The sequence below is a fragment of the Geodermatophilus chilensis genome (genome assembly GCF_002802985.1).
Lineage (GTDB): Bacteria > Actinomycetota > Actinomycetes > Mycobacteriales > Geodermatophilaceae > Geodermatophilus > Geodermatophilus chilensis.
Map to the genome: position 1 here is coordinate 1 of NZ_NVPT01000082.1, position 25,928 is coordinate 25,928.

Annotated in this window: 25 protein-coding genes and 1 pseudogene; 15 read left to right on the top strand and 11 right to left on the bottom strand. The window is 75.8% G+C overall.

From position 1 onward, the window contains the following. On the top strand, window positions 1-388 hold a 388-nt coding region (locus CNO22_RS14900; protein ID WP_198588344.1), incomplete at its 5' end, for an HNH endonuclease signature motif containing protein. Between the two features lie 340 nt (window positions 389-728). Here the strand turns inward: CNO22_RS14900 and CNO22_RS14905 are convergent. Together CNO22_RS14905 and CNO22_RS14910 are read right to left on the bottom strand one after the other, a co-directional pair. Continuing rightward, window positions 729-1,496 carry a hypothetical protein gene (locus tag CNO22_RS14905; protein ID WP_100500117.1) on the bottom strand — a complete coding sequence of 256 codons (768 nt, stop codon included), beginning with the start codon at window positions 1,494-1,496 and terminating at the stop codon, window positions 729-731. Between the two features lie 157 nt (window positions 1,497-1,653). After that, window positions 1,654-2,088, bottom strand: a complete 435-nt coding sequence (locus CNO22_RS14910; protein WP_100500133.1) for a hypothetical protein — start codon at window positions 2,086-2,088, stop codon at window positions 1,654-1,656. 136 nt (window positions 2,089-2,224) lie between these two features. Between CNO22_RS14910 and CNO22_RS14915 the strand changes: the two genes are divergently transcribed. Next, window positions 2,225-2,611 carry a hypothetical protein gene (locus tag CNO22_RS14915; protein ID WP_100500118.1) on the top strand — a complete coding sequence of 129 codons (387 nt, stop codon included), beginning with the start codon at window positions 2,225-2,227 and terminating at the stop codon, window positions 2,609-2,611. Between the two features lie 252 nt (window positions 2,612-2,863). Then, entirely contained in the window at window positions 2,864-2,998 is a 135-nt protein-coding gene (locus CNO22_RS14920) for an excalibur calcium-binding domain-containing protein (RefSeq protein WP_232807054.1), read from the top strand. Between the two features lie 47 nt (window positions 2,999-3,045). Here the strand turns inward: CNO22_RS14920 and CNO22_RS14925 are convergent, their stop codons facing one another. The 3 genes from CNO22_RS14925 to CNO22_RS14935 are packed head-to-tail and all read right to left on the bottom strand — an operon-like array spanning window position 3,046 to window position 5,607. Next, entirely contained in the window at window positions 3,046-4,116 is a 1,071-nt protein-coding gene (locus CNO22_RS14925; RefSeq protein ID WP_100500119.1) for a PDDEXK family nuclease, read from the bottom strand. After that, window positions 4,113-5,150, bottom strand: a complete 1,038-nt coding sequence (locus CNO22_RS14930; RefSeq protein ID WP_100500120.1) for a glutathione S-transferase family protein — start codon at window positions 5,148-5,150, stop codon at window positions 4,113-4,115. Before CNO22_RS14930 ends, CNO22_RS14925 begins: the two co-directional genes overlap by 4 nt. A 37-nt stretch (window positions 5,151-5,187) precedes the next feature. After that, window positions 5,188-5,607 carry a DUF1810 domain-containing protein gene (locus CNO22_RS14935; RefSeq protein ID WP_100500121.1) on the bottom strand — a complete coding sequence of 140 codons (420 nt, stop codon included), beginning with the start codon at window positions 5,605-5,607 and terminating at the stop codon, window positions 5,188-5,190. Between the two features lie 80 nt (window positions 5,608-5,687). Here CNO22_RS14935 and CNO22_RS14940 point away from each other — a divergent pair, with 80 nt between their 5' ends. Further along, a complete protein-coding gene (locus CNO22_RS14940; protein ID WP_100500122.1) occupies window positions 5,688-6,770 on the top strand; it encodes a DUF3048 domain-containing protein in 1,083 nt (360 codons plus the stop codon). 308 nt (window positions 6,771-7,078) lie between these two features. Then, complete coding sequence (locus tag CNO22_RS14945) at window positions 7,079-8,335, top strand: AAA family ATPase (protein WP_100500123.1); 1,257 nt, start codon at window positions 7,079-7,081, stop codon at window positions 8,333-8,335. 5 nt (window positions 8,336-8,340) lie between these two features. On the opposite strand, the gene CNO22_RS14950 is transcribed toward CNO22_RS14945, so the two are convergent. Next, entirely contained in the window at window positions 8,341-10,227 is a 1,887-nt protein-coding gene (locus CNO22_RS14950; RefSeq protein ID WP_232807049.1) for a S9 family peptidase, read from the bottom strand. A 299-nt stretch (window positions 10,228-10,526) separates the two neighbouring features. After that, complete coding sequence (locus CNO22_RS14955; RefSeq protein WP_232807050.1) at window positions 10,527-11,594, bottom strand: DUF5925 domain-containing protein; 1,068 nt, start codon at window positions 11,592-11,594, stop codon at window positions 10,527-10,529. Between the two features lie 209 nt (window positions 11,595-11,803). Between CNO22_RS14955 and CNO22_RS14960 the strand changes: the two genes are divergently transcribed. After that, window positions 11,804-13,018, top strand: coding sequence for a CaiB/BaiF CoA transferase family protein (locus CNO22_RS14960; protein WP_100500124.1), 1,215 nt, complete (start codon window positions 11,804-11,806; stop codon window positions 13,016-13,018). On the opposite strand, the gene CNO22_RS14965 is transcribed toward CNO22_RS14960, so the two are convergent. From CNO22_RS14965 to CNO22_RS14975, 4 genes and pseudogenes are all read right to left on the bottom strand, one after another. After that, window positions 12,990-13,730: an MFS transporter gene (locus CNO22_RS14965; RefSeq protein WP_332870089.1), complete on the bottom strand. Its 741-nt coding sequence runs from the start codon at window positions 13,728-13,730 to the stop codon at window positions 12,990-12,992. The two genes, CNO22_RS14960 and CNO22_RS14965, sit on opposite strands and share 29 nt — an antisense overlap. A gap of 107 nt (window positions 13,731-13,837) precedes the next feature. After that, window positions 13,838-14,206: pseudogene (locus CNO22_RS29965) on the bottom strand (MFS transporter); the annotation flags it as partial. A gap of 52 nt (window positions 14,207-14,258) precedes the next feature. Further along, window positions 14,259-15,017, bottom strand: a complete 759-nt coding sequence (locus CNO22_RS14970; RefSeq protein WP_100500125.1) for an SDR family NAD(P)-dependent oxidoreductase — start codon at window positions 15,015-15,017, stop codon at window positions 14,259-14,261. Window positions 15,018-15,056: 39 nt separating this feature from the next. After that, a complete protein-coding gene (locus CNO22_RS14975) occupies window positions 15,057-15,809 on the bottom strand; it encodes a GntR family transcriptional regulator (RefSeq protein ID WP_100500126.1) in 753 nt (250 codons plus the stop codon). Between the two features lie 183 nt (window positions 15,810-15,992). Between CNO22_RS14975 and CNO22_RS14980 the strand changes: the two genes are divergently transcribed. The 9 genes from CNO22_RS14980 to CNO22_RS15015 all read left to right on the top strand — a co-directional run bounded on the left by CNO22_RS14980 (window position 15,993) and on the right by CNO22_RS15015 (window position 25,762). After that, a complete protein-coding gene (locus CNO22_RS14980; RefSeq protein ID WP_100500127.1) occupies window positions 15,993-17,000 on the top strand; it encodes a TAXI family TRAP transporter solute-binding subunit in 1,008 nt (335 codons plus the stop codon). A gap of 31 nt (window positions 17,001-17,031) precedes the next feature. After that, window positions 17,032-17,601 carry a hypothetical protein gene (locus CNO22_RS14985; RefSeq protein ID WP_100500136.1) on the top strand — a complete coding sequence of 190 codons (570 nt, stop codon included), beginning with the start codon at window positions 17,032-17,034 and terminating at the stop codon, window positions 17,599-17,601. Beyond that, a complete protein-coding gene (locus CNO22_RS14990) occupies window positions 17,598-19,838 on the top strand; it encodes a TRAP transporter permease (RefSeq protein WP_232807051.1) in 2,241 nt (746 codons plus the stop codon). The genes CNO22_RS14985 and CNO22_RS14990 overlap by 4 nt, the downstream gene beginning before the upstream one ends. Beyond that, window positions 19,835-20,686 carry a DUF6282 family protein gene (locus CNO22_RS14995; RefSeq protein WP_100500129.1) on the top strand — a complete coding sequence of 284 codons (852 nt, stop codon included), beginning with the start codon at window positions 19,835-19,837 and terminating at the stop codon, window positions 20,684-20,686. Before CNO22_RS14990 ends, CNO22_RS14995 begins: the two co-directional genes overlap by 4 nt. Then, window positions 20,683-22,848: an Ldh family oxidoreductase gene (locus CNO22_RS15000; protein ID WP_198588345.1), complete on the top strand. Its 2,166-nt coding sequence runs from the start codon at window positions 20,683-20,685 to the stop codon at window positions 22,846-22,848. Before CNO22_RS14995 ends, CNO22_RS15000 begins: the two co-directional genes overlap by 4 nt. Before the next feature lie 73 nt (window positions 22,849-22,921). Further along, entirely contained in the window at window positions 22,922-23,530 is a 609-nt protein-coding gene (locus CNO22_RS29085; RefSeq protein ID WP_232807052.1) for an MFS transporter, read from the top strand. Then, a complete protein-coding gene (locus CNO22_RS29090) occupies window positions 23,440-24,207 on the top strand; it encodes an MFS transporter (RefSeq protein WP_232807053.1) in 768 nt (255 codons plus the stop codon). The genes CNO22_RS29085 and CNO22_RS29090 overlap by 91 nt, the downstream gene beginning before the upstream one ends. Beyond that, window positions 24,204-24,887, top strand: coding sequence for an RraA family protein (locus tag CNO22_RS15010; RefSeq protein ID WP_100500131.1), 684 nt, complete (start codon window positions 24,204-24,206; stop codon window positions 24,885-24,887). Before CNO22_RS29090 ends, CNO22_RS15010 begins: the two co-directional genes overlap by 4 nt. Next, the gene (locus CNO22_RS15015) at window positions 24,884-25,762 is read left to right on the top strand and encodes a DUF1932 domain-containing protein (protein ID WP_100500132.1); all 879 of its coding nucleotides are present in this window, start codon (window positions 24,884-24,886) and stop codon (window positions 25,760-25,762) included. Before CNO22_RS15010 ends, CNO22_RS15015 begins: the two co-directional genes overlap by 4 nt. Window positions 25,763-25,928 lie beyond the last annotated feature (166 nt).

The window sequence follows — 25,928 nt, forward strand, 5'->3', positions numbered from 1 at the left end:
CCGCGCGCGGTGGCTGGCCTGCGACGGGCAGGTCAGCCGCATCGTCATGGGCCCCGACGGGATGCCGCTGGACCACGGCCGCACCGTGCGCCTGTTCCCCCCGCACGTCCGGCGCGCCGCCGAGGTCCGCGACGGCGGCTGCGTGTTCACCGGCTGCGCCGCCCCCACGTGGTGGTGCGACGTGCACCATCTGCTGGCCTGGATCGACGGCGGCGCCACCGACCTGGACAACGCCGCGCTGCTGTGCGAACGCCATCACACCAAGGTGCACCACGGGTTCCGGGTCGAGCGACAACCCGACGGACGCTGGCGCACCTGGCGCCCCGATGGCACCGAGATCCTCACCGGGCCGGGCCGCACCGGACCACCCCTGGCCACCGCCGCCTGACCCGACACCCACCGCCCACTCCGGGCCAGCGCCCCAGCCGGTAGCCGACCGACGCCCACCCACGGGCACCGGTCGGCTACCGGCTGCCCGCGTGCAAGGCCATCGCGGGTCAGCTGCCGTCGCGCTACCGCCAGGGGCTGTCCACACGTCTGGAGCGGCTGACCTCGTGCTGGCTGCTGGCTGCCCTCTCGCCTCGTGCCAGACCACCCTCGGGCTGCGCGACGAGCCGCTCGCCGCCGCCGCCCCGGGTGCCGGTGCCGGACGCCCGAGCCGCCCCTGCTCGCCGCCCCGTCGAGGGCCGAGGCTGCCGTGGGCCGGTCCAGGACCCTCGGCGCAGGAGTCAGGCACGCAACGCCGCCCACTCCCGGGTCTGCCGGCCGAGGGCGACGGCATGGGTCAGTCGCAGGCTGCCGCTGAGCCAGACCAGGACGTCGTGCAGCCGCAGCCGGGTGAGCGGGACGCCCCCGCTCGGGGTCAGCAGTCCGGACGCCGCGGTCTCGAGCACGCCGAACGCCCCGGCGTTGGCCAGCAGCTCCCGGTGCACGACCGCCTCCGCCCCGCTGTCGCCCTCCTCGACGTGGGGCAGCAACTGACGGCGGGTGGTGCTGTCGAGCAGCGGCACGAGGTCCGGACGCCGGTGGTGCAGCGCCGCGAGGAGGTGGTCACGGTGCCGCCCGGGACCGTGCCGGCCGACCGCCCGCAGACCGGCGCCGACCGTGCCCGGCTCCTCCAGCACCGACAGCTCCCCGGGCGGGAGCTCCCAGAACGCCCGCCCGTCCGCCCGCACGGCCACGGCGTCGGCCAGCGGGCCGGCCTCGTCGAGCGCGGAGCGGACCGCGGCCCAGCCCGCCGGGTCGAGGCGGCCGTGCAGCCCCTCGGCGACCAGGACGTCGTCGTCGCCCAGTGGTCCGGCGACCGGCGGGCGGCAGTCGAAGCGCTCGTAGCCGAAGGCCGGGACCCGCACCCACCGACCCTCCGGGTGGCCCGGGGAGCGGAACCACAGCGCCCGCCGCCCCCGCGCGTACCCGAGCACCGCTGCGAGCGCGGTGTCCCAGGGGACCGGGTCCGGTCCGACGCTGGGCAGGGACAGGGGCGGACCGGCAGCCACCTCCCCAGCCTGCTCGACGCCGAGCCGAGCCGAGCCGCGCCGTCGGGGGACCCACGCGCCGGCGTTTCGTGCGGCGCGGTCGTGTGGACGACTCGGCGGTCGTGTGGACGACTCGGCGGTCGTGTCGACCGCGCGCTGGCGATCCTCGACCTCCGCCTCACCCGGTCGGCGGCCGCCACGCTGATGGCTCGACGACCGGGACGACCCGGCCACCCGCGGCCAGGTGCAGGCTCCAGCTGCTCTCGATGGCGTCGTCGAGGACGGTGCGCAGCCCCTCGGCCCACTCGTCGTCGTCCGCGGTGACCACGGCGTGCCCAGGGCGGCACAGCGCCATCGCCAGGTGGGTGATGTCGGAGGAGTGCTCGGCCACGGCCTCGTGCAGGTGCACCAGTCCGCGCAACGTGGGCAGGCCCGGCACCCGTGGCACGTCGTCCACCGGCATGACCACCGGCAGCGTGGTGCCGTCCTCGTACAGCCACGACAGCCAGAGGCTGCGGGCGGCGAAGACCGGCGGGTCGAGCAGGTCGGCCCAGCGCTGGGTCAGCTCGGCGGTCGAGCGGACGGGGACCTGGGCGAGCGGGGGAGTCGTCATGCCCGGGACCCTCGCCGCGGCCACCATCGGCGCGGTCCGCCGTCCACAGGAGGGCGCCCGTCCACACGGCCGACGACGCCGTCCACCGGACGCTGCTAGGGGCTTCAACCACGAGCTCACGGGTGAGGATGTGGGCATGGGCAAGCAGGCGAAGCAGCGGAGACAGGCTCCGGCGGCCTCGGACGAATCGGCGTCGGTGGGCGACGCGATCCCGTGGCCGTCAGCGATCATCCCGGGTCAGTGGGTGGACGCCGACGGCACGTCCTGGCGCCTCCGCGGCGGGGAACCCCCCGTGAAGCGGGTGGAGCACCTGCTGCATTCGCCCGACGTTCCGGTCCTGCACTTCTACGGCCCGGACGCGCCGACGGAGGTGGCCGAGGCCGACCGGGAGGCGCTGTGGCAGCGCGTACGTCCGTACCTGCGGCAGACGGTGCGGGAGCCCGGCGACCACACCAGCTTCGACGTCGCCGAGTTCAAGGACGACCGGCGCCGCTACATGCTCGTCATCGAGGAGGGTTGCTGACCCGACAGGTGCGTGGTCACCCCATCGAGCGGAGCAAGTCCGGGACGCGACGTGCCGATGAACGGGTGTGGCCACAGCTCGAGGACGACGTCGGCGCACAAATGACGGACTCGGCGGTCTCGTGATCCTGCTCGGCCTCGGTCTCTGGATGGCGGGCGCTCCACCGACCATCAGCAGTCAGCTGCACCAGCCCTCCTGAGGAACGCGCGCTCCGGCCCATCCGGACCACTCGCACCAGCCGACGCAGTTGCGATCAGCCGGCACACCGGGGATCCCGCGCGCACTGCTCCGAGGCCCCGGGCCGCCGGCGCGGCTCCCGTCCGCGTCGGTGACCCGGGCTACGGCCGCCACCTCGACCGCGACGGTGACGGGGTCGGCTGCGAGTAGGTCACGAGACGCGGGGCCGGTCCGGACGACGCCTGGATCGCCCCGCGTCAGTCCCCGGACGCGCCGTCGTCGGGGAGGACCTCGATACCCGAGTCCGGTGCCAGGCCGGTGAGGGCGTCCATCACCCCGACGGTGCCGATGCCCCACATCTTCGACAGCACCCACGTGCGCTCGCCGTCGAGGAAGGGCTGGTCGAGGAACCACCGGCCGAGGTTCTCCTCCGCCTTCGGGTAGCGGGAGACGAACGCGGCGGCGAGCTCGTCGCCGGTCAGCCGGCCCTCGACGGGCAGGAACTTCGACCGCCGCATCGCCCCGGCCATCGCCTCGGGCGCCACCCCGGCGGCGTGCAGCTGGTGCATGAGCAGCAGCAGCGCCCGCCGCTTGGGCAGGAACGCGCTGGTGCCCGACGGCCCGGCGACCGCGTAGCGGGTCAGGTCGCGGCCGTCGCCGGACCCCGAGGTCGCCGCGCGGGTGGCCTCCTCGCGGCGGCGCAGCCCCACGGTGTACTCGGCGGCCTCCGGCAGCGGGATCAGCTGCTGCAGGTCGACCACCAGCCGCTCGCCCACCCGGTACGGCGTCATCCGGATGCAGGTGACGTCGAGGTCGTAGACGTCGTTCAGCCACAGCACGGTCGTGGTGATCTGGGTGTCGAACCCGGCCGACACCAGCACGATCCGCACCCGCCGCTCGAGCACGGCGTCCTCGCCGCCGACGTCCTCCAGCCACTCGGCGAGCACCTCGCGCGCCCGGTCGGCGTCGGGGGAGCCCACCGCCCGCAGGTGCCGGCCCAGCGTGGCCGCGAGCTGGTCGAAGGTCATCGCCGAGACCATCGCGGCGTACCGGAGCGCCTGCAGCTCCATGTGCCCGCCGTCTTCGGTGCGCTTGAGCTCGACGACGACCATCTGCCCGGCGCGGTCGACGCACAGCAGGTCGATCCGCCGCTTGACGTCGTAGTCGCCGAACTCCTCGGCCACTACGAGCAGGTCGTCGCCGAGGACGTCGATGCGGTCCCGGATCGCCGCCTGCAGGTCGGCGCGCTCCCACACGCCCTCGGCCGCGAACGTCGTCGCCGGGACGTCGGTGAAGGCGCGCTCGGGCGTCAGCTCGAAGAGAGTCACCGGTGGCCGACGCCGCCGGGACCGTGGTCGGCGGGCACGCGCTCGTCCTCCGGCGGCGGCCCGGGCGGCGTCCCGTCGCCGAACGGCCGGCCGCCGAGCTCCTCGCGGCCGTGCGGGGTCAGCCAGTTCGATGTGTCGGGGCCGACCGGGATGATCTGGGTCGGGTTGATGTCGGCGTGGACGACGTAGTAGTGCTCCTTGATCTGCGGGAAGTCGATCGTGTCGCCGAACCCGGGGGTCTGGAACAGGTCGCGCGCGTAGGCCCACAGCGCCGGCATCTCGGTGAGCTTCTGCCGGTTGGCCTTGAAGTGGCCGTGGTAGACGGGGTCGAAGCGGACCAGCGTGGTGAACAGCCGGATGTCGGCCTCGGTGATCGTGTCGCCGACCAGGTAGCGCTGCCCGGACAGCCGCTCCTCGAGCCAGTCCAGCGCCGTCCACAGCCGCTGGTACGCCTTGTCGTAGGCCCCCTGCGAGCCGGCGAAGCCGCACCGGTACACGCCGTTGTTGACCTCGGTGTAGACGCGCTGCATGACCTCGCCCATCTCGTCGCGCAGCCGCTCCGGGTAGAGGTCGGGCGCGCCGTCGCGGTGGAACGCCGTCCACTCGGTGGAGAGGTCCAGGGTCATCTGCAGGAAGTCGTTGGTGACCACCTGCTTGGTGGGGACGTCGACCAGCGCCGGCACCGTGATGCCGCGGTCGTAGTCGGGGAAGCGGGCGAGGAAGGCCTCCTGCAGCCGCTCGTGGCCCAGCACCGGGTCGCGCCCGCCCGGGTCGAGGTCGAAGGTCCAGGACCGCTCGTCGTGGGTCGGCCCGCACATGCCCATGGAGATCGCGTCCTCCAGGCCGAGCAGCCGGCGCACGATGACCGCCCGGTTCGCCCACGGGCAGGCCCGCGCGACGACGAGCCGGTAGCGCCCGGCCTCGACCGGCCACCCGCTGGAACCGTCGGCGGTGATCCGGTCGGGGATGTAGTTGGTGTCCCTCCGGAACTCCCCGGAGGTGACGTAGCCCGAGCCGCTGTTCTCTTCGCTCACGGAACCCAGCTTGATCGACTCTGCGCCGGGCCGCTCGTCAGAGCCGCGTGGTGGTCGCCTCGTCCCGCTCGCCGTCGTAGAAGCGCTCCAGCACCTCGGCGAACACCCGCTCGTCGGGGACCGCCGCCTCGAACAGGGTCATCGAGGAGCGCAGCTTGAGCGCGTCCACGGACCCGAGCACCCGCACCGGGTCGCGGCCGGGGAGTTCCAGCAGCGCCTGGGCGCACTCGACCAGCCGCGGGCCCAGCATCGGGTGGGTCGCGTAGGCGTGCGCCTCCGCCAGCCCCGAGATCGCGTACCGCTGCGCCGTCGGGCTGTGCCCGAGGCCGGCGAGCTGCGGGAAGACGAACCACATCCAGTGGCCGCGCTTGGCACCGGCCCGCAGGTCGGCCAGCGCCTGGCCGTACACGCCGTCCTGGGCCCGGACGAAGCGCTCCAGGTCGAAGGGGTCACTCACGACCCGTGCATGTCCTGGTCGCACCGGGCCCAACCGCGAGCCCGGTGCCGGATACGGTCCGGGGTGCCGATGAACCGTCCATGACCACCGATCGGGACCGCCGCCGGCGCTCACCGCGCCGGGCGCAGCGCCGTCTCCACGCCGCCCTGCTGGTGGGCCTCGCGCTGAGCGCCACGACGGCCTGCGGGTCGGGGATCACCGCCGCTCCGGCCGGGACGCAGACCCCCGACGTCACCACGCCGGCCCCACCACCGCCACCGCCGGTCCTGTGGCCGCTGACCGGGGTCGACAGCGCCGGCGCGGACGCGGACCGGCCCGCTCTCGCGGTCAAGGTCGAGAACTCCGTCGACGCCCGGCCGCAGGCCGGCCTCAACGCCGCCGACGCGGTGTGGGAGCAGGTGGTCGAGGGCGGCATCAGCCGCTACGTCGCCGTCTACCACTCCACGCTGCCGCCCGCGGTGGGTCCGGTGCGCTCGATCCGCCCGATGGACCCGGCGATCGCCGGGCCGCTGCGTGGCCTGTTCGCCTTCTCCGGGGGACAGGCGCCGTTCGTCGCGGCCACCAGCGCGGCCGGCCTGCAGGTGGTCGAGCCCGGTGTCCCCGGGTTCTACCGGATCGACGAGCGCGTGGCCCCGCACAACACCTACGTCGACCCGGCCGCGCTCCTCGCGCAGGCCGACCCCGGCCACGCGGCGGCACCGCCGGCGCAGTTCGTCGTCGCCGCCCCGGACGAGCAGCCCACCGCTGCCGTCTCCGGCGCGCCGGCCGGGTTCCTGGACCTGCGGCTGTCGCCGATCGCCCGACCGCGCTGGACCTGGAGCCAGCCGGACGGCGCCTGGCTGCGGGCCGAGGGCAGCACCCCGGCGGTCGAGGCCGACGGCGCCGCGCTGCGCGCCACCAACGTCGTGGTCCTGCGCGTCGACGTCGTGAACACGCGGTACGTGGACAGCGCGGGCACCCCGGTCCCGGAGACGGTGCTGGTCGGCGGCGGCGAGGCGCTGGTCGCCACCGGAGGGCGCACCGTCCCGGCCACGTGGCGCAAGGGCTCGATCACCGAGCCGGTCGCCCTGACCGGCGCGGACGGCCAGCCGGTCCGGCTGGCCGCGGGCACCACCTGGGTCGAGCTCGTGCCGAACGCCACCGGCTCGGTGACCGTCGGCTGAGCCCGGCGGACCCCTGGCCCGGCGGCCGCTGGGCTGCCAGGCTGCGGCCGGACCACGGGGCACGGGCGGGCGCCCGCGCCGGCCGCGGCCGGACGGGGAGGTCCAGGTGCACGGTGGTTTCGTGGCGTACGAGCCGTTCCCGGACGGGGCGGCGCCGGGCGCGGACCGCGGTCTCGAGCTCGCCGACCTCGGCAAGCTCGCCCGCCGCGGCCTGCGGGCGGTGACGCGGGCCGCCCGGGTCGACGACCCAGGTCACCTTCGCGTCGCTCCTGCGCGGGCACCTCGGTGCGGCCGCGGGCGGCGACGTCGTGGAGGAGACCTGGCCCGGCTACGAGCACGTCAACGTGCAGGCCGGCCTCGACGCCTGGCTGGCCGCCGGGAGGCGCAGCAGCGAGACCGTCGGCGTCCTCAACTTCCGCCACCAGCACTTCGGCCTGGCCGAGCTGCTCACCACGGGGGACCAGCCGCATCCCTTCGGCCTGCGGCCGGGCAACGCCGCAACGGTCAACCTGCCCAGCGGCCCGGACGGCGCCACCCGGGCCTGCCTGCGGTGCGCCCTCGTCCTGACGACGGACGGCGACGTGCGGACGGCGCTGCTGGTACGCGGCGCCGAGCCGGAGTCCGGGCTCGCGCGGGTGTCGGTGCAGGCCCTCTCGACCGACCCCGGGACCGCGCGGGCCGCCGTCCGCGAGATCCGGGCCGCCGCCGACCGGGAGAACGTCTTCCGCGGTCAGGTGCTCTCCTTCGACCAGGAGGTGTTCGGCCACGGGCAGACGCTGCTGCGGTTCCACCGCCGGCCGCACCTGGAGCCGGGGCGGCTGGTGCTCCCCGCGGACACGCTGGCCGAGATCGAGCGCCAGGTCGTGGACGTCGCCCGGCACAAGCAGCGGCTGCTCGCCGCCGGGCAGCACCTCAAGCGCGGGCTGCTGCTGTACGGGCCACCCGGGGCGGGCAAGACGCACACGGTCCGCTTCCTGGTCGGCCGGCTCCCCGGCACCACCGTCGTCCAGCTGACCGGTGGGGCGCTGCACCTGATCGCCGAGGCCTGCTCGGTGGCCCGGGCACTGCAGCCGGCGATGGTCGTGGTCGAGGACGTCGACCTGATCGCCGAGGACCGCGGCATGCACCCCGGCCAGCACCCGCTGCTGTTCCAGTTGCTCAACGAGATGGACGGGCTGGCCGAGGACGCCGACGTCGTCTTCCTGCTGACCACCAACCGCGCCGACCTGCTCGAGCCGGCGCTGGCCGCACGCCCCGGCCGGGTCGACCAGGCGGTCGAGCTGACGCTCCCTGACCGCGACGCCCGCCGGGCGCTGTTCGACCTCTACCGGGGCGATCTGGCGATGGACCTCTCCGGGCTGGACGGGGTGCTCGACCGGACCGACGGCGTCACCGCGTCGTTCCTCAAGGAGCTCATCCGCCGGGCGGCGCTGTTCGCCGCGGAGCGCACCGACGACGGCGCCCTCGCCGTCTCGGCCGCCGACCTCGTCGCCGCGCTGGGCGAGCTGCTCGACACCCGCAACGCGATGACCCGCACCCTGCTGGGCGCCGGCGACCGCGGCTGACCCGGCTACGGCCGGCCGGCGCCGCCCAGCGCGGCGGTCAGGAACGAGAGCATCGTGCGGTTCAGCCGCTTGCGGGAGTCCGCCCGGCGGTAGTCGTGGCCCTCACCGGGCAGCTCCAGGTACTCGACCGGCCGGTCGAGCGCCCGCAGCGCCGCCACGACCTGGTGCGCCTCGCCGATCGGCACGTTGGTGTCGTGCTCGCCGTGCACGACCAGCAGCGGGACGTCGATGAGGTTGGCCGAGGTCAGCGGTGAGATGTCCTCGAGCAGCGCCCGGTCGCGCTCGGGGTGGCCGTACTTGGACACCGCCGCCGCGGCGATCCACGGCTCGCTGTCCCGGTAGAAGGTCACCAGGTCGGACATGCCGCAGATGTCCACGCCGGCCGCGAAGACCCCCGGGGAGAAGGCCAGGGAGGCCAGCGTCAGGTAGCCGCCGTAGGAGCGGCCGGTGACCGCGATCCGGTCCGGGGCGGCGACCCCCGCGGCGACCAGGTGGTCGGCCGCGGCGAGAACGTCGGCGAACGCCGCGTAGCGCCCGGTGAGGTCGTCGGCGTGCACGAACTCGCGGCCGAAGCCGGACGAGCCGCGGATGTTGGGCGCGAACACCGTGATGCCGGCGGCGGCCAGGGCCTGGTGCTGGGGTGCGAAGGCGGGTCGCTCCTGCGCCTCCGGGCCGCCGTGCAGGTAGATCGCCACCGGCCCGGGCTCCTTGAGGTGGCCCGGTGCCCGGTACAGCCAGCCGGTCAGCGTCAGCCCGTCGCGCCCGGGGAAGGTCTCCAGCCGGGGGACGACGAGCCGCTGCCTGGGCAGGGGCGGGGCGGAGGTGACCCGGGTCCAGGCGTGGGTCGTGGTGTCCAGGTGCCACAGCTCCCGCGGCCGGGTGGGCCCCTGCACGCCGAGCACCACGCTGGAGCCGTCGCGGCTGAGGACCGGGTCGGCGGCGACCAGCCCGGGCAGCCCGGTGATCGGGGTCCGCCCGCCCGTGGCGGTGTCCATCAGCTCCAGCTCGCTGCGGCCGGCGACGTTCCACACCAGCAGCAGCAGCCGGCCGGCGTCGTCGGCGTCGACGAACTCCAGCTCGGCGTCGTCCCGGGCGGCGAGGGTCCGCGGCTCGCCGCGCCAGCTGTTGGGGCCGAACGGGACGCCGATCAGCTGCCGGCGGGGCAGCCCCACGTCGGAGGCGAGGTAGACGTAGACCGGTCCGGCGTGCTCGTCGGGCGCCGGCCGGATCAGCGCGACGTCGGTGGAGCCGGTCGCGCCGTGCGGCAGCACGCTGAGTGCCTCGTCGCCGAGCCGGTCGACGACGACGACGAACTGCTGCCCGCGCCCGCCGTCGCGGATGACGATGAAGCGCTCCTCCAGCGACACGTCGAGCACGTGGATCAGCTCGCCCTCGGCCAGCGGGTCGAGCCGGCCGGTCGCCGGGTCGGCCAGGTAGGAGCACGTCGGCGCCCCCTCCGCCGCGCCGGGGAAGGTGACGACGAAGCGGTGCCCGCTGCGCGTCCAGGGCCCCAGCTCGGCGTGCGTCTGGGCGTCGCCGGCGACCCGGCGGGCGTCGGAGCCGTCGGGTCGCACCACCCACACCGCCGTCCGGACGCCGCCGTCGGTGGCCACCTCGACGCTCAGCCAGCCGCTGTCGGCCGCCCACCGCACCTGGGTCACCGGATCGTCGGAGAGCCGGATGTGCCGCGCCTCGGACCGGGCCCCGTCGAGCACCACGTCCTGGATGTAGACCTGCGGGACGCCGGAGCGGTCGCTGATGAAGGCGACCTGCGCGGCGTCGGGGGTCATGTTGGGGCCCCAGCTGCCCCAGGCGTCGACGAGGGCGTCGGCCAGCGCGGCCGCCGTCTCCACCTGGTTGTTCAGGACGGCGTCCGGGTGCGTCGTCGTCACCGTGCGAGGTCCTCCTGCTTCTGCCACGTCCACCAGCGCGAGCTGCCGGGGCACGTTCGAGCCCGGCGTCGTCCGGGCGCGCGACCGGCGCGCGCCGCACGCGCGCCACCGTCCCGGCGGTCCACGGGTCAGCCGTCCGGCCCGAGAGCGCGCGGCGCCGCCCGTACCCGCTCACGGTACGGCCCGCCCCACTGCTGTCCCCGTCGGCCGTCCCGGGTGTCACTCCCGGCACGCTCTCCTCCTGCTTTCCCCCTGGGAGCAGGGGGAGAGGTCGCCCGGGTGGTGTGCCGGCCCGGACGTCAGAGGTAGCCGCCGTCGCGCTCGGGCGGGGCGTCGTCGGCCAGCCGCTCCTCGCGCAGCGCGTACAGCTCCGCGAGGGTCAGCGAGTCCCGCGGCACCTGCGCGCCCGCACCCAGCCACGCCTCCGCCTGCGCGCGCGGGAAGCGCTCGAACGGCACCTGGGCCAGGCAGCGACCGGGGCGCACCACCGCCGGGTGCAGCCGGCCGACGTCCTCGTTGGTGGTGAGCAGCAGGACCACCCGCAGCCCGTGGCCGAGGATGCCGTCGCACAGGTTGAGCAGCCGCCCGAGCGAGGCACCGGCCCGGGCGCGGGCGTCGGCGCGCAGGTACTCGTCGCAGTCCTCGGCGACGACCAGCCGCCACTGGCCGTCCTCGTCGGCCAGCGAGGTGGCCCCGGCGACCTCGAGCAGGTACTGCGGCCGGGAGAACAGCTGCTCCGGGTCGAGCACGTAGTGGGTGTCGCACCACGGCGCCCAGGCCCGCGACAGCGCGCGCACCGCCGTCGTCTTGCCGGTGCCGGGGTCGCCGTGCCAGAGCACCAGCCGGCCCTGCCGGGTCGGGACGTCGCGGCGCTCCATCAGCGCGGCCAGCCGGGCGGCGGTCGCCCGCGGGTAGTTGCCGGCCACCTCGGCCCAGGTCGGCGCCTCGATCCGGCGCGCGGCCATGTCGCCGCCGTCCTCGTCGGCCGACCAGAACAGCATCCGCACCTCGCCCTCGGGGCGGGGCACCGCGGTCTCCACCCGCCGCCGCAGCTCGGTCAGGCAGCGCTCCACGTCGGTCGGGTCGGCGCCGACCACGTCGACGTGCGTCACGCCCTCGGTGACCTCCAGCTTCACCAGCAGGCCGGTCACCTCGGCCACCACGGTGTGCACCGACCCGTTGCGCTGGTCGAGCCGGACGGTGGCGCCCTCGGGGAGCAGGGGGTGCAGGGCCTCGACCGTCCCGGGCACCTGGACGCCGCGGTGCACCGGCATGCCGCCGTTCACCATGGCCGAGATCAGCAGGGTGTCGGCGATGTCGTGGAAGTAGTTCAGCGTGATGCGCCGCTGGGCCGGCTGGTGGAGCACGGAGGGGATCTCCCGGGAGGTCGGGGGTCGGGGGCCACATCGTGACCGTGACCACCGACAGCACGCACCGCAGTTCCGCCGTCACGCCCCTCGGCGGCGCCGGCGGACGGCGGCACGGGGGCGGTCCACGGTGCCCGCCCCGGGTGCGACCGGTGGCACGGCGCTCTGCCAGGCTGCGACCACCGTCGCCGACCGGAGGAGGACACGCCGTGCCGCCGTCGCCCGGCCCGCTCGCGGGGCTGACCGTCGTGGAGCTGACGTCGACGTTCCTCGGTCCCTACTGCGCGGTGCTCATGGCCCAGATGGGCGCGCGGGTGGTCAAGGTGGAGCCGCCGGGTGGCGACATCATCCGCGGCGTCGGCGACGAGCGGGGGAGCGGGCTCGGGCCGGCGTTCCTCACCTTCAACCGCGGCAAGGAGTCCGTCGTCCTCGACCTGACGACGCCCGCGGGGCGCGCGGCCCTCGACCGGCTGGTCGACGAGGCCGACGTCGTCCTGCACAACATGCGGCCGCGGGCGGCGGCCCGGCTCGGGATCGACGCGGAGACGGTGCTGGCGCGCAACCCGCGGGTCGTGCACTGCGCCGCCGTGGGCTACGGCTCGGCCGGCCCCTACCGCGACGAGCCGGCCTACGACGACGTCGTCCAGGGCGTCTCCGGGCTGGCCGCCGTGCAGGGCGGGGCAGGGGAGCCGCAGTACGTGCGCACCCAGGTGGTCGACAAGACCGTCGGCGTCATGGCGCTGGCCGCCGTCCTGGCCGCCCTCCACGAGCGCTCGGTCTCCGGCCGCGGGCAGGCCGTCGAGGTGCCGATGTTCGAGTCGATGGCGGGCTTCCTGCTCATGGAGCAGCAGGGCGCCCGGGTGTACGCCGGGCGCACCGACGGCACCGGCTACGCCCGGACGGCGTCGCCCTACCGGCGGCCGCACCGCACCGCCGACGGCGTCATCGCGGTGCTGCTCTACACCGACGCGCACTGGCGGGACTTCTTCGGGCTGGTCGACCGGCCCGACCTCGCCGACGACCCGGAGCTGGTCACCATCCGCGGGCGTACCGGGCGCATCGACGAGCTCTACCGGCTGGTCGACGAGGAGCTCGCCCGCCGTCCCACCGCGCACTGGCTGACGGTCCTGCGCGAGCGGCACGTCCCGGTCATGCCGGTCAACACCGTCGACGACCTCTTCGACGACGAGCACCTGGCCGCGGTCGGCTTCTTCGAGCAGGTCGAGCATCCGACGGAGGGCACGCTGGTGCACGCCCGGCTGCCGTGGACCTTCGGGCGCAGCGGCGCCCCCGTGCTCCCGGGCGCACCCGCCCTGGGGCAGCACACGGAGGAGACGCTGCGCCGGCTGGGGCTCGACGACGACGCCGTCCGCGCCGCCGGGACCGCCCGGCCGGTCACCGGGGAGCGGCCCGCTCCGGCGTGAGGGCGGCGGCCCGTTCGGCCGAGAGGATCAGCGCGGCCGCGGCGAGCGTGCACGCCGCGACCACCCCGAACGCGACCCCGTACCCCGCGGTGCCGATCAGCGCGCCGGCGGCCACCGGAGCGACCACCCGGCCGGCCTGTCCGGCGACGGCCTGGCCACCGGAGACCGACGCGAAGACGGCGGCGGGCACGTAGTTGCCCAGCAGTGCCGGGCGGGCGATGTGGATGGTGCCGAAGCCCGCGCCGAAGAGGAGCACGAACAGCACCGTCGACACCGGCTGCGGCAGGGCGAACAGCAGCGCGACCCCGACCGCCTGGCCGGCGATCAGGGTGGCGCTGACCGGACCGGTGCCGAACCGCCCGGCCAGTGCGGTCAGCGCCACCCGCCCGGCCACCGACATCGCGCCCAGGGACCCGGCCGCCGCGGCGGCCAGCGGCGGCGACGCGCCGCGCTCCATCAGGTGGGCGACCAGGTGCACGGCGACCGCGGTGGTGGCGAGCATCTCCAGCGCCGTGGCCAGGGTCAGCCGGCGCACGGCCGGGTGCCGCCACGCGCTGCCGATGGCCCCGGCCGGCGCGGCGGCGGGGGCGTCCGGCGCGACCCCCTCCTCGCCCGGGTCGGCCCCGTCGGGGGCCAGGCCGAGGTCGGCCGGCGAGCGCCGCAGCAGCAGCGCCTGCGGTACCGCGCAGAGCGCGACCAGCGCGGCCAGCACCAGCAGGGCGCCGCGCCACCCCAGGGTGTCGATGAGCGCCTGCGACGTGGGCAGAAGACGGTCGAGGCGAACCCGGCGACCACGGTGAGGGTCAGCAGCGCGGCCCGCCGGTCGCGGCGGAACCAGGTGTTGATCACCGCGTAGGCCGGCTCGTAGAGCACCGCGGCGCAGGCCAGCCCGATCCCGGCGAACACCAGGTACAGCTGGGGCAGGCTGCGCACCTGCGACCAGCCGACGACGCACGCCGCGCCGAGCAGGCTGCCCGCCGTCATCAGCCAGCGCGCCCCGTGGCGGTCCAGCCAGCGGCCCACGCCGACGGCGGCCGCGCCGGTGACGGCCATCGCCAGGGTCAGCGCGCCCGACAGCTGCGCGGTGCCGGCGCCGAGGTCGCGCTGCATCGGCACGAGGAACACCGCGAAGGAGTAGAAGAGCACCCCGTAGGCGACGGTCTCGGTGACCGCCAGGGCCCACACCATCCGCCAGCCGGGGAAGTCCCGCCGCCGGGCGGGCCGCCCGGTCAGCGGGACCTCACGAGCCGCGGCGGGCGACCCTGCCGGAGCCGGCCTGGTCGACCGGGTAGACCAGGACGTCGGCGACGACGACGTGCGGCGGCCGGTCGGCGATCCAGGTGACGACGTCGGCGACGTCCCCGGGGGACAGCGGCGTCATCCCCTCGTACACGGCCTTCGCCGGCGCCTCGTCGCCGGCGAAGCGGACCAGGGAGAACTCGGTCTCCACCAGGCCGGGGTCGACCTGGCTGACCCGCACTCCGCTGCCGAGCACGTCCATCCGCATGCCGCGGGTGATCCGCTCGACCGCGGCCTTGCTCGCGCAGTACACCGCGCCGCCGGGGTAGACCTCGCGCCCGGCGTTGGAGCCGATGTTGATCACGTGCCCGGCGCCGCGCTCGACCATCCCGGGCAGCACGCAGGCCGAGACGTTGAGCAGGCCGCGGACGTTCGTGTCGAGCATCCGGTCCCAGTCGTCCGGGTCGTCGGTGTGGATCGGCCCGCGGCCGGCGGCCAGCCCGGCGTTGTTGACCAGCACGTCGATCGGCGACCACTCCGCGGGCAGCGAGGTCAGGGCCGCCGACACCTGGGCGCGGTCCCGGACGTCGAGGGTGAGCGGCAGGACGGCGTCCCCGTGCCGGGCGCGCAGGTCCTCCAGCCGCTCGGTGCGGCGGGCCTCGGCGACCACCCGGTCGCCGCCGGCGAGGAAGGCCTCGGCGCAGGCCCGGCCGATGCCGCTCGAGGCTCCGGTCACCAGCACGACGCGTCCAGCACTCACGGGGTCTCCGATGCTCGGGGGAGGGGGTGCGGGACGGCGTCAGCCGCCGTCGCCCGCCGCACGGGCGGCACCGCCGGCGCGGGAGCCCGACGGTGCCCGGGTGCGGCGGAAGGCGACCGGCTCGGTGCCACCGTCGCCGACCAGCTGGGTGCACAGGTAGGAGTCGCGGGACTTCTCGACGTGCACGCGCATCGCGGTCGCGGCCTCCTCGGCGCGACCGGCGGCGATGAGCTCGGCGACCTCGCGGTGCTCGGCCCAGGCGCGCGGCGCGATCGTGCTCACCAGCGGCGCGAAGAACCAGCGGCTGCGCTGGGAGAGCTGCTCGCCGAACTCCAGCAGGAGGTGGTTGCGCGCGCACAGCAGCACGGTGCGGTGGAAGCGCGCGGTGTGCCCGGCCATCTGCTGGGCGGGGACGCCGCGCGCCCAGTCGGCGTCGGCCTCGTCGCAGATGCCCAGCAGGGCGGCGGCGTCCTCGGGCGTGCAGCGCTGCGCGGCCAGCTCGGCGGCCGAGCGCTCGACCAGCTCGCGGGCCTCGAAGAACTCCTCGACCTGCTGCCGGGTCGGCTGGTTGACGAAGGCCCCGTGGCGCGGTCGCAGGGTGATCCAGCCGTCGCGGTGCAGCCGCTGCAGGGCCTCGCGCACCGGCCCGCGGCTCACCCCGAGGTCGGCGGCGAGGCGCTCCTCGACGAGGTGGTCACCGGGCGCGAGGGTGCGGGCGATGAGCAGCTCCTGCAGCCGCCCGTAGACGTGCTCGCGCAGCGGGACGGCCTGGATGTGGTCGGCGCCGGACACCTGCGTTCTCGACCTCCCGGCTCGGTGTGCGTCGGAAGCGTTACACGGATCGTAAACAGTAGACAAGCATTCCTGTGAGCTGCTTCACTCGGCGACCGACCGCACGGCTCCGCCCCGAGCCCGTCCGGACGCGGAGGAGCCCGACCGGGGAGCCGACGACCGCACCCACCAGGAAGGCCAACGATGACCTCCAGCCCGATCCCGGCCCGGCCGGCCCGCCGTCTGCTCGGCACCGCCCTGGCCGCGTCCCTCCTGCTCACCGCCTGCGGCGGCGGGGACGACGGCGGCAGCGGCGGTGGGGGCGGCGAGGGCGCGCAGGCCGGCGGCCCCCTGACCTTCGCCACGGGCGGCACCGGCGGCGTCTACTTCCCTTACGGCGGCGGCATCGCCAACCTGCTCAGCTCCGAGCTGGAGGGGACGACGGTGACGGTCCAGGAGACCAACGCCTCGGTCGACAACATGCAGCTGCTGGCCTCCGGTCAGGCGCAGCTGGCCTTCGGCCTGGGTGACGTCGTCTCCGATGCGGCCAACGGCGAGAACACCTTCACCGAGCCGCTGCCGCTCTGCTCGCTCGGCAACATCTACAACAACTTCACGCACGTCTTCACGACGGCGGACACCGGCATCACCTCGATCGAGGACCTCCGCGGCAGGCGCGTGTCGCCCGGAGCGGTCGGTTCGGCCTCGGAGGTCACCGCCGACCGCATCATGCAGGCGGCCGGCATCGACCCGCAGGCGGACATCGAGCGCGCCCAGCTGGGTGTCGCCGAGACCGTCGCGGCGATCCAGGACGGCACCGTCGACGCCGGCTTCTGGTCCGGAGGGCTGCCCACCGGCGCGATCGTCGACCTGGCCAGCACCGACGACCTGGTGCTGATCCCGACCGCCGAGTACGCCGACGAGCTGGCCCAGCAGTACGGCGACTTCTACTTCGCCGAGGAGATCCCGGCCAACACCTACGAGGGCCAGGCAGAGCCCTCGCCGCAGATCGTCTCGCCGAACATCCTCGTCGCCCGCAACGACATGGACGAGCAGTTGCAGGAGGACATCACGCGGACGATCTTCGAGAACCAGGAGCAGCTGCTCACCGTGCACCCGGCGGCCGAGGAGCTGGACCCGGCCACGGCCGACGAGGTGGCCTTCATCGAGACCTGCCCCGGCGCGCAGCGCTACTTCGACTCGGTGGGCTGACCCGGTAGCAGTGGAGGGGACGGAGCCGGTCGTGGTCGTGCTGTCGGGGTCCGGGGCTCGCGCCGCAGGCCCCGGCGGCGCGACCGCCCGCCGCCGGGCGCCGCGGTGGCCGGCCGTCGTCGTGCTGGTGGCAGCCGCCGTGCTCGTCGGGGTGGGAGTGGCCGCAACGACGGCGGCGCTGGCCGGCGGCGACGGCCCGGCGGTCGTCGTCCGGACGCCGGACGGCGAGGTGCTCGCCAGCGTCCCGCTGACCGGCGACCGGTTCGCGGTCGGCTACCGCAACAGCGTCTACACGACCCTCGCCGAGGAGCGGTACCGCGTCCTCCCGGACGGCCGCTTCGAGCTGGTCGAGCTGGCCGCCGACCAGGTGGCCGTGCTGGAGGAGTACTACGCCGTCCCGGGTGCCCCCCGGCCGGCACCGCCCGGCGACCGCCGGGACCACGTGGCCGAGCCCGCCCGGCCCGCCGTCTTCGACGTCCTGAACATCGCCGCCACCGACCTGGGCGAGCGCACCCTGTACGTCCCGGGCGCCGACCCCGTCCCGATCTGGCGGCTCGTGACCGGCGACGACCCCACCGTGCTACTGGAGATCGAGCGATGAAGATGAAGCTGCCGGGCCGCGCACGGACGCACACGGCCGAGGACGAGCAGGCCCACGCCGAGCACCTGCGGCACGACAACGTCCACAAGGCCGCGCACCACGCCGCTCACCGGCAGGGCGGGCTCGTGGACGTCGCCACCCTCGACAAGCGTCCCGACGCCGAGCCGCTCGACGATCCCGACCGGATCGACGAGGAGGCGCTGATCGCCGAGTTCGAGGCCGAGAAGCCCGCGCGCCACCTCACCGGCTGGCCGAGCTGGGTCAGCTCGGTGGTCGGCGTCGGGCTGTCCCTGTTCGCCCTCTACTGGGTCTTCAACCCCATGCCGCGGCAGGTCTACCTGCCGCTGTTCCTCTCCGTCGGCCTGTTCCTGACCTTCCTGACCTTCCGCGGCTGGCCGCGGTCGGCCAAGGCCAAGGAGGCCGGGAAGCGGGACCACCCGAACGTCCTCGACTGGCTGTTGGCGCTGGTCTCGCTGGTGCCCGGCATCTACATGGTGTCGGACTGGCAGGGCTTCTTCCGGCGCGCGATCCTGCCGACCGACACCGACCTGGTGATCGGCACGCTGCTCATCGTGCTGTCCCTCGAGGCGGCCCGGCGCACGGTCGGCGTCCTCGTCCCGATCGTCGTCGCGCTCTTCGTCGCCTCGGCGTACTGGGGCTCGTTCCTGCCCCCGCCGTTCACCACCGCGAACTTCGGCTGGCCGCGGCTGGTCGGGCACAACGTCATGGGCACCCAGGGCATCTTCGGCACGCCGCTGGACGTCGCCGCCAGCTACATCATCCTGTTCACCGTCTACGGCGCCGTCCTGGCCGCGTCGGGCGCCACCCGCTTCTTCATCGACCTGTCCTTCGCCGCCTTCGGGCAGTCCCCGGCCGGCCCCGGCCGCACCGTGACCCTGTCGGGCTTCCTCCTCGGCACGGTGTCGGGCTCGGGCGTCGCCACCACCGTCACCCTCGGTGGCATCTCCTGGCCGCTGCTGCGGAAGGCCGGTTACCCGAGGGAGGCCGGCGGCGGCGTGCTCGCAGCCGCCGGCATCGGTGCGATCATGTCGCCGCCCACCCTGGGCGCGGCGGCGTTCATCATCGCCGAGCTGCTGCAGGTCTCCTACCTCGAGGTGCTCATCTGGGCCACGATCCCGACGATCCTGTACTACCTCGGGATCATCCTGGCGATCGAGATGGACGCCCGGCGGCACAAGACGCACACCGTGGCGTTGGAGACCCAGTCGGCCTGGAAGCTGCTGGCCCGCTTCGGCTACCACTTCTCGTCGCTGGCCGCGATCGTCGTCTTCCTGGCGCTGGGCTTCACGCCCTTCCGCGCGGTCGTCTACGCCACCGCGCTGGCCTTCCTGCTCAGCTTCCTCGACCGGCGGTCGTGGATGACGCCGCGGCGGATCTGGACCGCGCTGGCGCAGGGCGCGACCGGGGCGCTCTCGGTCATCCCGGTCATGGCCGTCGCCGGCATCATCGTCGGCGTCATGACCCTGACCGGGCTGGCGCTGCGGCTGGCCGGGATCATCGTCGACTTCTCCAACGGCAACGTGGTGCTCACCGCGATCTTCTCCGCGGTGGTGGTCGTGCTGCTCGGCCTCGCGGTCCCCGTGACGGCGAGCTTCATCATCTCGTTCGTCGTCATCTCGCCGGCGCTGCAGCAGGTGGGCGTCGAGCCCTTCGCCGCGGCGATGTTCATCTTCTACTACGCGGTGCTCAGCGAGGTCTCCCCGCCGACGGCGCTCTCCCCGTTCGCCGCCGCGGCCATCACCGGCGGCAAGCCGGTGAAGACCATGTGGCTGACGTGGAAGTACACGCTGCCGGCTTTCCTCGTGCCGTTCATCTTCGTGCTCTCCCCGCGCGGCGTCGGGCTGCTCTTCGAGGGCGGCACCGAGACGGTGGCGATCGCCTTCGTCACCTCCGTCTTCGCCGTCGCCTCGCTGGCGGTGGTCACCGGCGCCTGGCTGTTCGGCCCCGCGCGGCTGCCCGAGCGGCTGCTGTTCTTCGTCGCCGCCATCGCGTTGCTGGTCATGACGCCGACGTTCATCGCCGTCGGTGCGGCCTTCGCGGTCGCCGGCCTGGTCGTGCACCTGCTCACTCGGCGCCGGCACCGGGCGGACGACGCGGGCCGCGGGGACCGGGACGCCGCGCCGCCGGCCGACGAGGGTGCGGTGACCTCGCGGACGGCGTCGTCCCCCGTCGCCAGCACCGCGGCACCGACGGAGCGACCCCGGACGGAGCAGTGAGCCCCCGGCTCGTCACCGGCGTCGCCGACCTGCACGTGCACGGGGCCCCGAGCCTCGTGCCGCGGCACGGCCTCGACCACGAGGTCGTCGGCGCGCACGCCCGGGTCGGAATCGACCTCGCCGTCCTCAAGGCGCACGAGGGGTCGACGGCGGAGCGGGCGGCGCTGGCCCGCGAGCAGGCGGCGACCGACGGCGTCCAGGTCGTCGGCGGCATCGTGCTCAACTCGCCGGTCGGCGGGGCCAACCCCGACGCGGTGGAGGTGGCCGCCCGGCTCGGCGGGCGCGTGGTGTGGATGCCGACGGTCTCCGCGCCCGCGCACGTCGCGTCGGCGGCCCGCCCCGAGCTGTCGGTGCACCGGACGCTGTCCTTCCGGCAGGTCGACGTCGTGGGGGACGACGGCGCGCTGCTGCCCGACTGGCAGGACGTGCTCGACGTCGTCGCAGCAGCCGACCTGGTGCTCGCCTCGGGCCACCTCACCTGCGCGGAGGCGCTGGTGCTCTTCCGCGCGGCCCGCGCCGCCGGGGTGCGCCGGATGCTGCTCAACCACCCGCGCATGCCGTTCCTGCAGTGGGACGACGCCGCCGCGCCGGAGCTCGCCCGGCTCGGCGTGGTGCTGGAGCTGGGCATCCTCCCCGACATCCTCACTCCGGACGGGCCGCGGTCGACCACGCTCGGCGAGGTCTACCCGCACGACCAGCTGGCCTTCGGCGGCGACCTCGGCCACGCCGACCACCCGACCATGGCGCAGGCGCTGCCCGGCTGGCTGGCCGAGCTGGAGGCCTGCCTGGGCGAGGCGGACACCGAGCGGGCGCTCACCACGGTCGGCCGCGAGCTGGTGCTGCGGTGATCCGGGTCGCGGTCCTCCCGGGGGACGGCGTCGGCGAGGAGGTGCTCGACGGGCCGACGCGGCTGCTGCACCGGCTGGCCGCCGACGGCGCGGTCGAGGTGACCGGGCCGTGGCCGGTCGGCGCCCGGGCCGCGGCGGCGACCGGCGACGTCCTGCCCGCGGAGACGCTGGCCGCCTGCGACGCCGCCGACGCGGTCCTGCTCGGCGCGGTGGGGGAGGACCCGCGCGTGCCGGCCGAGGTGTGTCCGCGCCCCGAGGTGGCGCTGCACCGGCTGCGCGAGCGCTACGACCTGCGCATCTCGGTCCGCGGCATCCCCTTCGGCGACGGCCGGGAGCTCACCGTCGTCCGCAACCTCATCGGCGGCTCCTACGGCGGTGCCGACGACCGGGTGTTCCGGCCCGACGGCAGCGAGGCCGCCGACGTGCTGCGCCTGACCCGGGAGCGGGTGGCCGAGGTCGTGCACGTGGCCTGCGACGAGCTGGCGCGGCGGGGCGGGGGCCGGCTCGTCTCGGTGGACAAGGCCAACCTCTACGCCACCGGCCGGCTCTGGCGGCAGGTCGCCACCGAGGTCACCCGGGAGCGCGGCGTGGCCGTCGAGCATCGGTACGTGGACCGGGCGGCCTACGAGCTGGGCGCCGGGGCCGAGGTCCCCGACGTCCTGGTGACCGAGGGGCTGCTCGGCGACGTCCTGTCCGACCTCGCCGCCGGCCGGGCCGGCTCGCCGGCGCTGTGCGGCTCGGCCTCGGTCCACCCGGGGGAGCCGGTGCGCGGCCGGTGCGTCGGGCTGTTCGAGCCGGCGCACGGCTCGGCGCCGCGGCGGGCGCTGCGCGACCAGGTCGACCCGCTCGGCGGCTTCCTCGCGCTGGCCGCCCTGCTCCGCCACTTCCCGGTCACCCGGGAACTCGGCGAGCGGGTGCGGGCGGCGGTCGACACGGTGCTGCGGTCGGGCCCGTGGACCTACGACCTGGCCCCCGCGGGGACGGCGCCGGCGTCGACGACCGCGGTCGCCGACGCGGTGCTGGCCGCCTTCGAGGCCGAGGGGGCGGCGGCCGCCCCGCGCACCGTCGTCGAGGAGCCGCCGGTGCGCGTGCCGGCCGACGTCCTGGAGACCTGGACGGTCGGGGTGCTCGAGGCCGTCGGCGTCCGGCCGGCCCACGCCCGCGACACCGCGCGGGTGCTCGCCTACGCCGACCTCTCGGGCATCGACTCGCACGGGATCGCCCGGCTGCCGGCCTACGTCCGCGCCATCGGCAGCGGCGTCATCGCCGTCGACGGGGAGCCGACCGTGCACTCCGACGGCGGCGCGGTGGCGCTGGTCGACGGCTGCGACCTGCTCGGCCACCCGGTCACCACGCTGGCGCTCGACGAGGCGGTGCAGCGGGCGCGGCGGTACGGCGTCGGCTGGGTGGACGTCCGCAGCAGCAGCCACCACGGCGCCAGCGGCTGCTACGTCCACGACGCGGCGCGGCAGGGGCTGGTCGCGCTCGCGGCGACCAACACCGGCCCGGTCGTCGCGCCCACCGGAGGCGCCCGCCCGTACCTCGGCACCAACCCGCTGGCGCTCGGCGTGCCCGTGGCCGGCGAGGAGCCGCTGGTCTTCGACATGGCCACCTCTGCGGTCGCCGCCGGCAAGTTCGAGATCGCGCTGCGGACCGGCCGCCCGGTGCCGCTGGGCTGGGGCCTGGACGCCGAGGGCCGGCCGACGACGGACCCGGCCGCGGTCTTCCCCGGCAGGGGGGCGCTGCTGCCGCTGGGCAGCGACCGGGAGCGCTCCAGCCACAAGGGCTACGGCCTGGCGCTGCTGGTCGAGCTGCTCACCGGGGTGCTCGCGCAGGGGCCGACCGGCCCGGGGGTGGGCAACCTGACGTTCCGGTCCGGAGGCGGGCGACCGGGGGTGAGCCACCTGGTCGTCGTCCTCGACCCGGCGCGGCTGGGCGACCCGGCGGCCATCGGCGACGGCGCGGCCCGGCTGCTGGCCGGGCTGCGGGCGCTGACCCCGGTCGACCCGGAGCTGCCGGTGCGGACGCCGGGCCAGCGGGCCGCCGCCGAGCGGGCCCGGCGCCGGCGGCACGGCGTCCCCCTGGACCCCGAGACGCACCGGGCGCTGCAGGCGCTGGCCGGGCAGGTGGGCCGCCCGCTGGACGGAGCGGCGCGTGGCTGACCCGGCCCGGGAGGCCGACGGCGACCCCGACCCCTCAGGACCGCCTTCCGCGCGCGGAAGGCGATGAGGGACGGTGGGCGGAGGTGAGGGGACCGGCCTGTCGCGCGCGGGCGGCGGCAGGGCGGTGCGCGCCGTCCTGCAGGCGGTGGCCGTCTCGGCACTCGGGGTGCTGCCGGCCTTCCTCGTCGGTGCGCTCGCCGTGCAGATCCGCGCCGACCTCGACGTCGGCCTCGGCCTGTTCGGGCTCGCCGCCGCGACCCTGTTCGCCGTCTCGGGCAGCCTCGCCCGGCCCGGCGGCCGGCTGGTGCAGCGGCTGGGCTCCCGGCGCGGCGCCGCCCTGGCCGCGGCGCTGGCCACCACGTCGCTCACCGTGATCGCCCTCGCCGGCTCACCGGCGGCGCTGGTGGCCGGGCTGGCCGTCGGCGGGCTGGCCAACGCGGTGGCCCAGCCGTCGGCGAACGCGGTGGTCTCCGAGCTGGTCACCGACCAGCGGCTGGGCGTCGCGTTCGGCATCAAGCAGTCCTCGATCCCCGCCGCGACGCTGCTCGGCGGCCTCGCCGTTCCCGGGATCGCGCTGGTCTCCGGCTGGCGGTGGGCGGTGGCCGGGCCGTCGTCCTCGCCGTCGTCCTGCTGCTGGCCTCGCTGGCCGGTGGCCGGGACGCCGGGCGGACGGCCGCCGTAGCGCCCCGGCCGCCCACCGCACCGGACCGGGGACTGCCCCGCGGCGGGCTCGTGGTGCTCACCCTCGGTGGCTTCCTCGGCTCGGCCGCGGCCACCCCGACCGGGGTCTTCCTCGTCGACTCCGCGGTCGCGGCGGGGATCGGCGCCGGCCCGGCCGGACTGCTGTTCGCCGGCTGCTCGGTGCTCGGCCTGGTCAGCCGGGTCGGCCTCGGGTGGTGGGCCGACCGGCACCCCGGGCGCAGCGCCTACCTGTCCATCGCCAACCTGCTCACGCTCGGCAGCCTCGGGTACGCCCTGCTGGCCACGGGCGCGGTGCCGGCCTTCGTCGCCGGCGGCGTGCTCGCCTACGGCGCCGGCTGGGCCTGGACCGGCCTGTTCCACTTCGCGGTCATCCGCGACAACCGGGGCGCGGCCGCGTCGGTCACCGGCTCGGTGCAGACCGGGCTGTCGCTGGGCGCCGCCTCCGGCCCGCTGCTGTTCGGCCTCGTCGCCCAGGCCTCGTACCCGGCCGCGTGGCTCGTGTCCGCCGCGCTCAGCCTCGCCGGCGCCGTCACCGTCCGGGCCGCCCGCCGGGTGGTGCGCCGCTCCCGCGGGCTGCCGGTGGGCGGTCGGTGGCCGTCGCTCCGTGCCCGCACGCACCCGACCGCCCCGTCTCCCGAGGAGGAGATGCACCGATGAGCACCTGCCGGCTGCACCCGCGCGGCCCGAGCCCCGACCCGGCACTGCTGGACCGGTGCCGGGCGCTGCCGACGAGCATCCTGTCCGACAGCATGGAGCGCACGGGCGGGGTCTGCGGCGTGCACCCGGTGCCCGGCGGGCGCTGGCACCGGGTCGCCGGCCCCGCGCTGACCGTGCGCACCCGCCCCGGCGACAACCTCGTCGTCCACCGGGCCCTCGACCTCGCAGCGCCCGGTGACGTGCTCGTCGTCGACGCCGGCGGCACCCTCGACCGGGCGGTCCTCGGCGAGATCATGGCCCGCTACGCGGCCGCCCGGGGGCTGGCCGCGCTGGTGGTCGACGGCGCCGTCCGGGACGTCGAGGGCCTGGCCGCGGGGCCGCTGCCGGTCTGCGCCCGGGGCGTCAACCACCTCGGTCCCTACAAGGTCGGTCCGGGCGAGATCGGCGGCCCGGTGCACGCCGGCGGCACGGTGGTCCGCTCCGGGGACGTCGTGGTCGCCGACGCCGACGGGGTCGTGGTGGTGCCGCGCGAGCGCCTGGCCGAGGTGGTCGCGGCGGGCGAGCAGCAGCTGCGCGCCGAGGAGGCCGTGTTCGCCGACATCGCGGCCGGCACCCTCGACCGCTCGTGGGTGCTCGCCGCGCTGACCGAGGTGCCGGTCGGCGAGCAGGCGCGCCCGTGACCCGCTGGGGGCTGGTCGGCTTCGGCGAGGCCGGCCGGGTCATCGGCGGCGCGCTGGCCGCCTCCGGGGTCGACCTGGCGGTGCACGACCGCGCGCTGGGCGACCCCGACCGCGGCCCGGGACTGGCCGAGGCGGTCCGCGCGGCGGGTGCCCGGCCGGTGCCGGACGTCGGCGGGCTCGCCGACCGCGACGTCGTCCTGTCGCTGGTCACCCCGGCCACCGCCCTGGCCGCGGCCGAGGCGTTCGCGCCCGCCGCACGGGACGGCGTCCTCTACCTCGACCTGAACTCCACCGCGCCGCAGGTGAAGGAGGCCGTGGCCGCCGCGCTGCCCGCCGCCCGGGTCGTCGACGGGGTGATGACCGGCGGGGGCATCCGGCTCGACGGCAGCCGCATCCCGATCTCGTTGGCCGGGCCCGACGCCGGCGCGGCGGCCCGGCTGCTGTCCGGCGCCGGCTTCACCGCGGCCGTCGTCGGTGAACGGGTGGGCGCTGCCGCCGCGCTGAAGATGCTGCGCAGCGTCGTGGTGAAGGGCCTCGAGGGGCTCTGGACCGAGGCGCTGCTGGCGGCGGCGGAGCTCGACGTCGTGGAGCCGCTGCTGGCCATGGTCGAGGAGACGCTGGACCGCTGGCCCACCCGCGACTTCGCCACGATGCTCGTCACCACCCACGTCGGGCACGCCGGCCGCCGGCAGGTCGAGGCGCGGATGGTGCGCGACACCGTGGCCGGCACCGGCGTGGCGCCGTTGATGTCGGCCGCGCTGGTGGCCCGCCAGGAGCACACCGCGCGGGGGCTCGAGCAGGCCGGCCGGCGGCCGGGAGAGGTGCCGGCGACCCTGGCCGAGGCGCTGGAGGTGCTGCGCGCACTGCCCGGCTGAGCCGCGACGTCCCCGTGGGTCGGTCCTCGTCCGCCGGTGCTGCGGAGGCTGCTGTCCGGCGCTCCTGGGCTCCGGTTCCGCAGCTGAGTGCGGGTTCTGGTGACGGGGCTCGACGTTTGTCCTGGTCGCAGGCGAGGCAGTTCGGCGGAGCATCGGATCGCCTGGT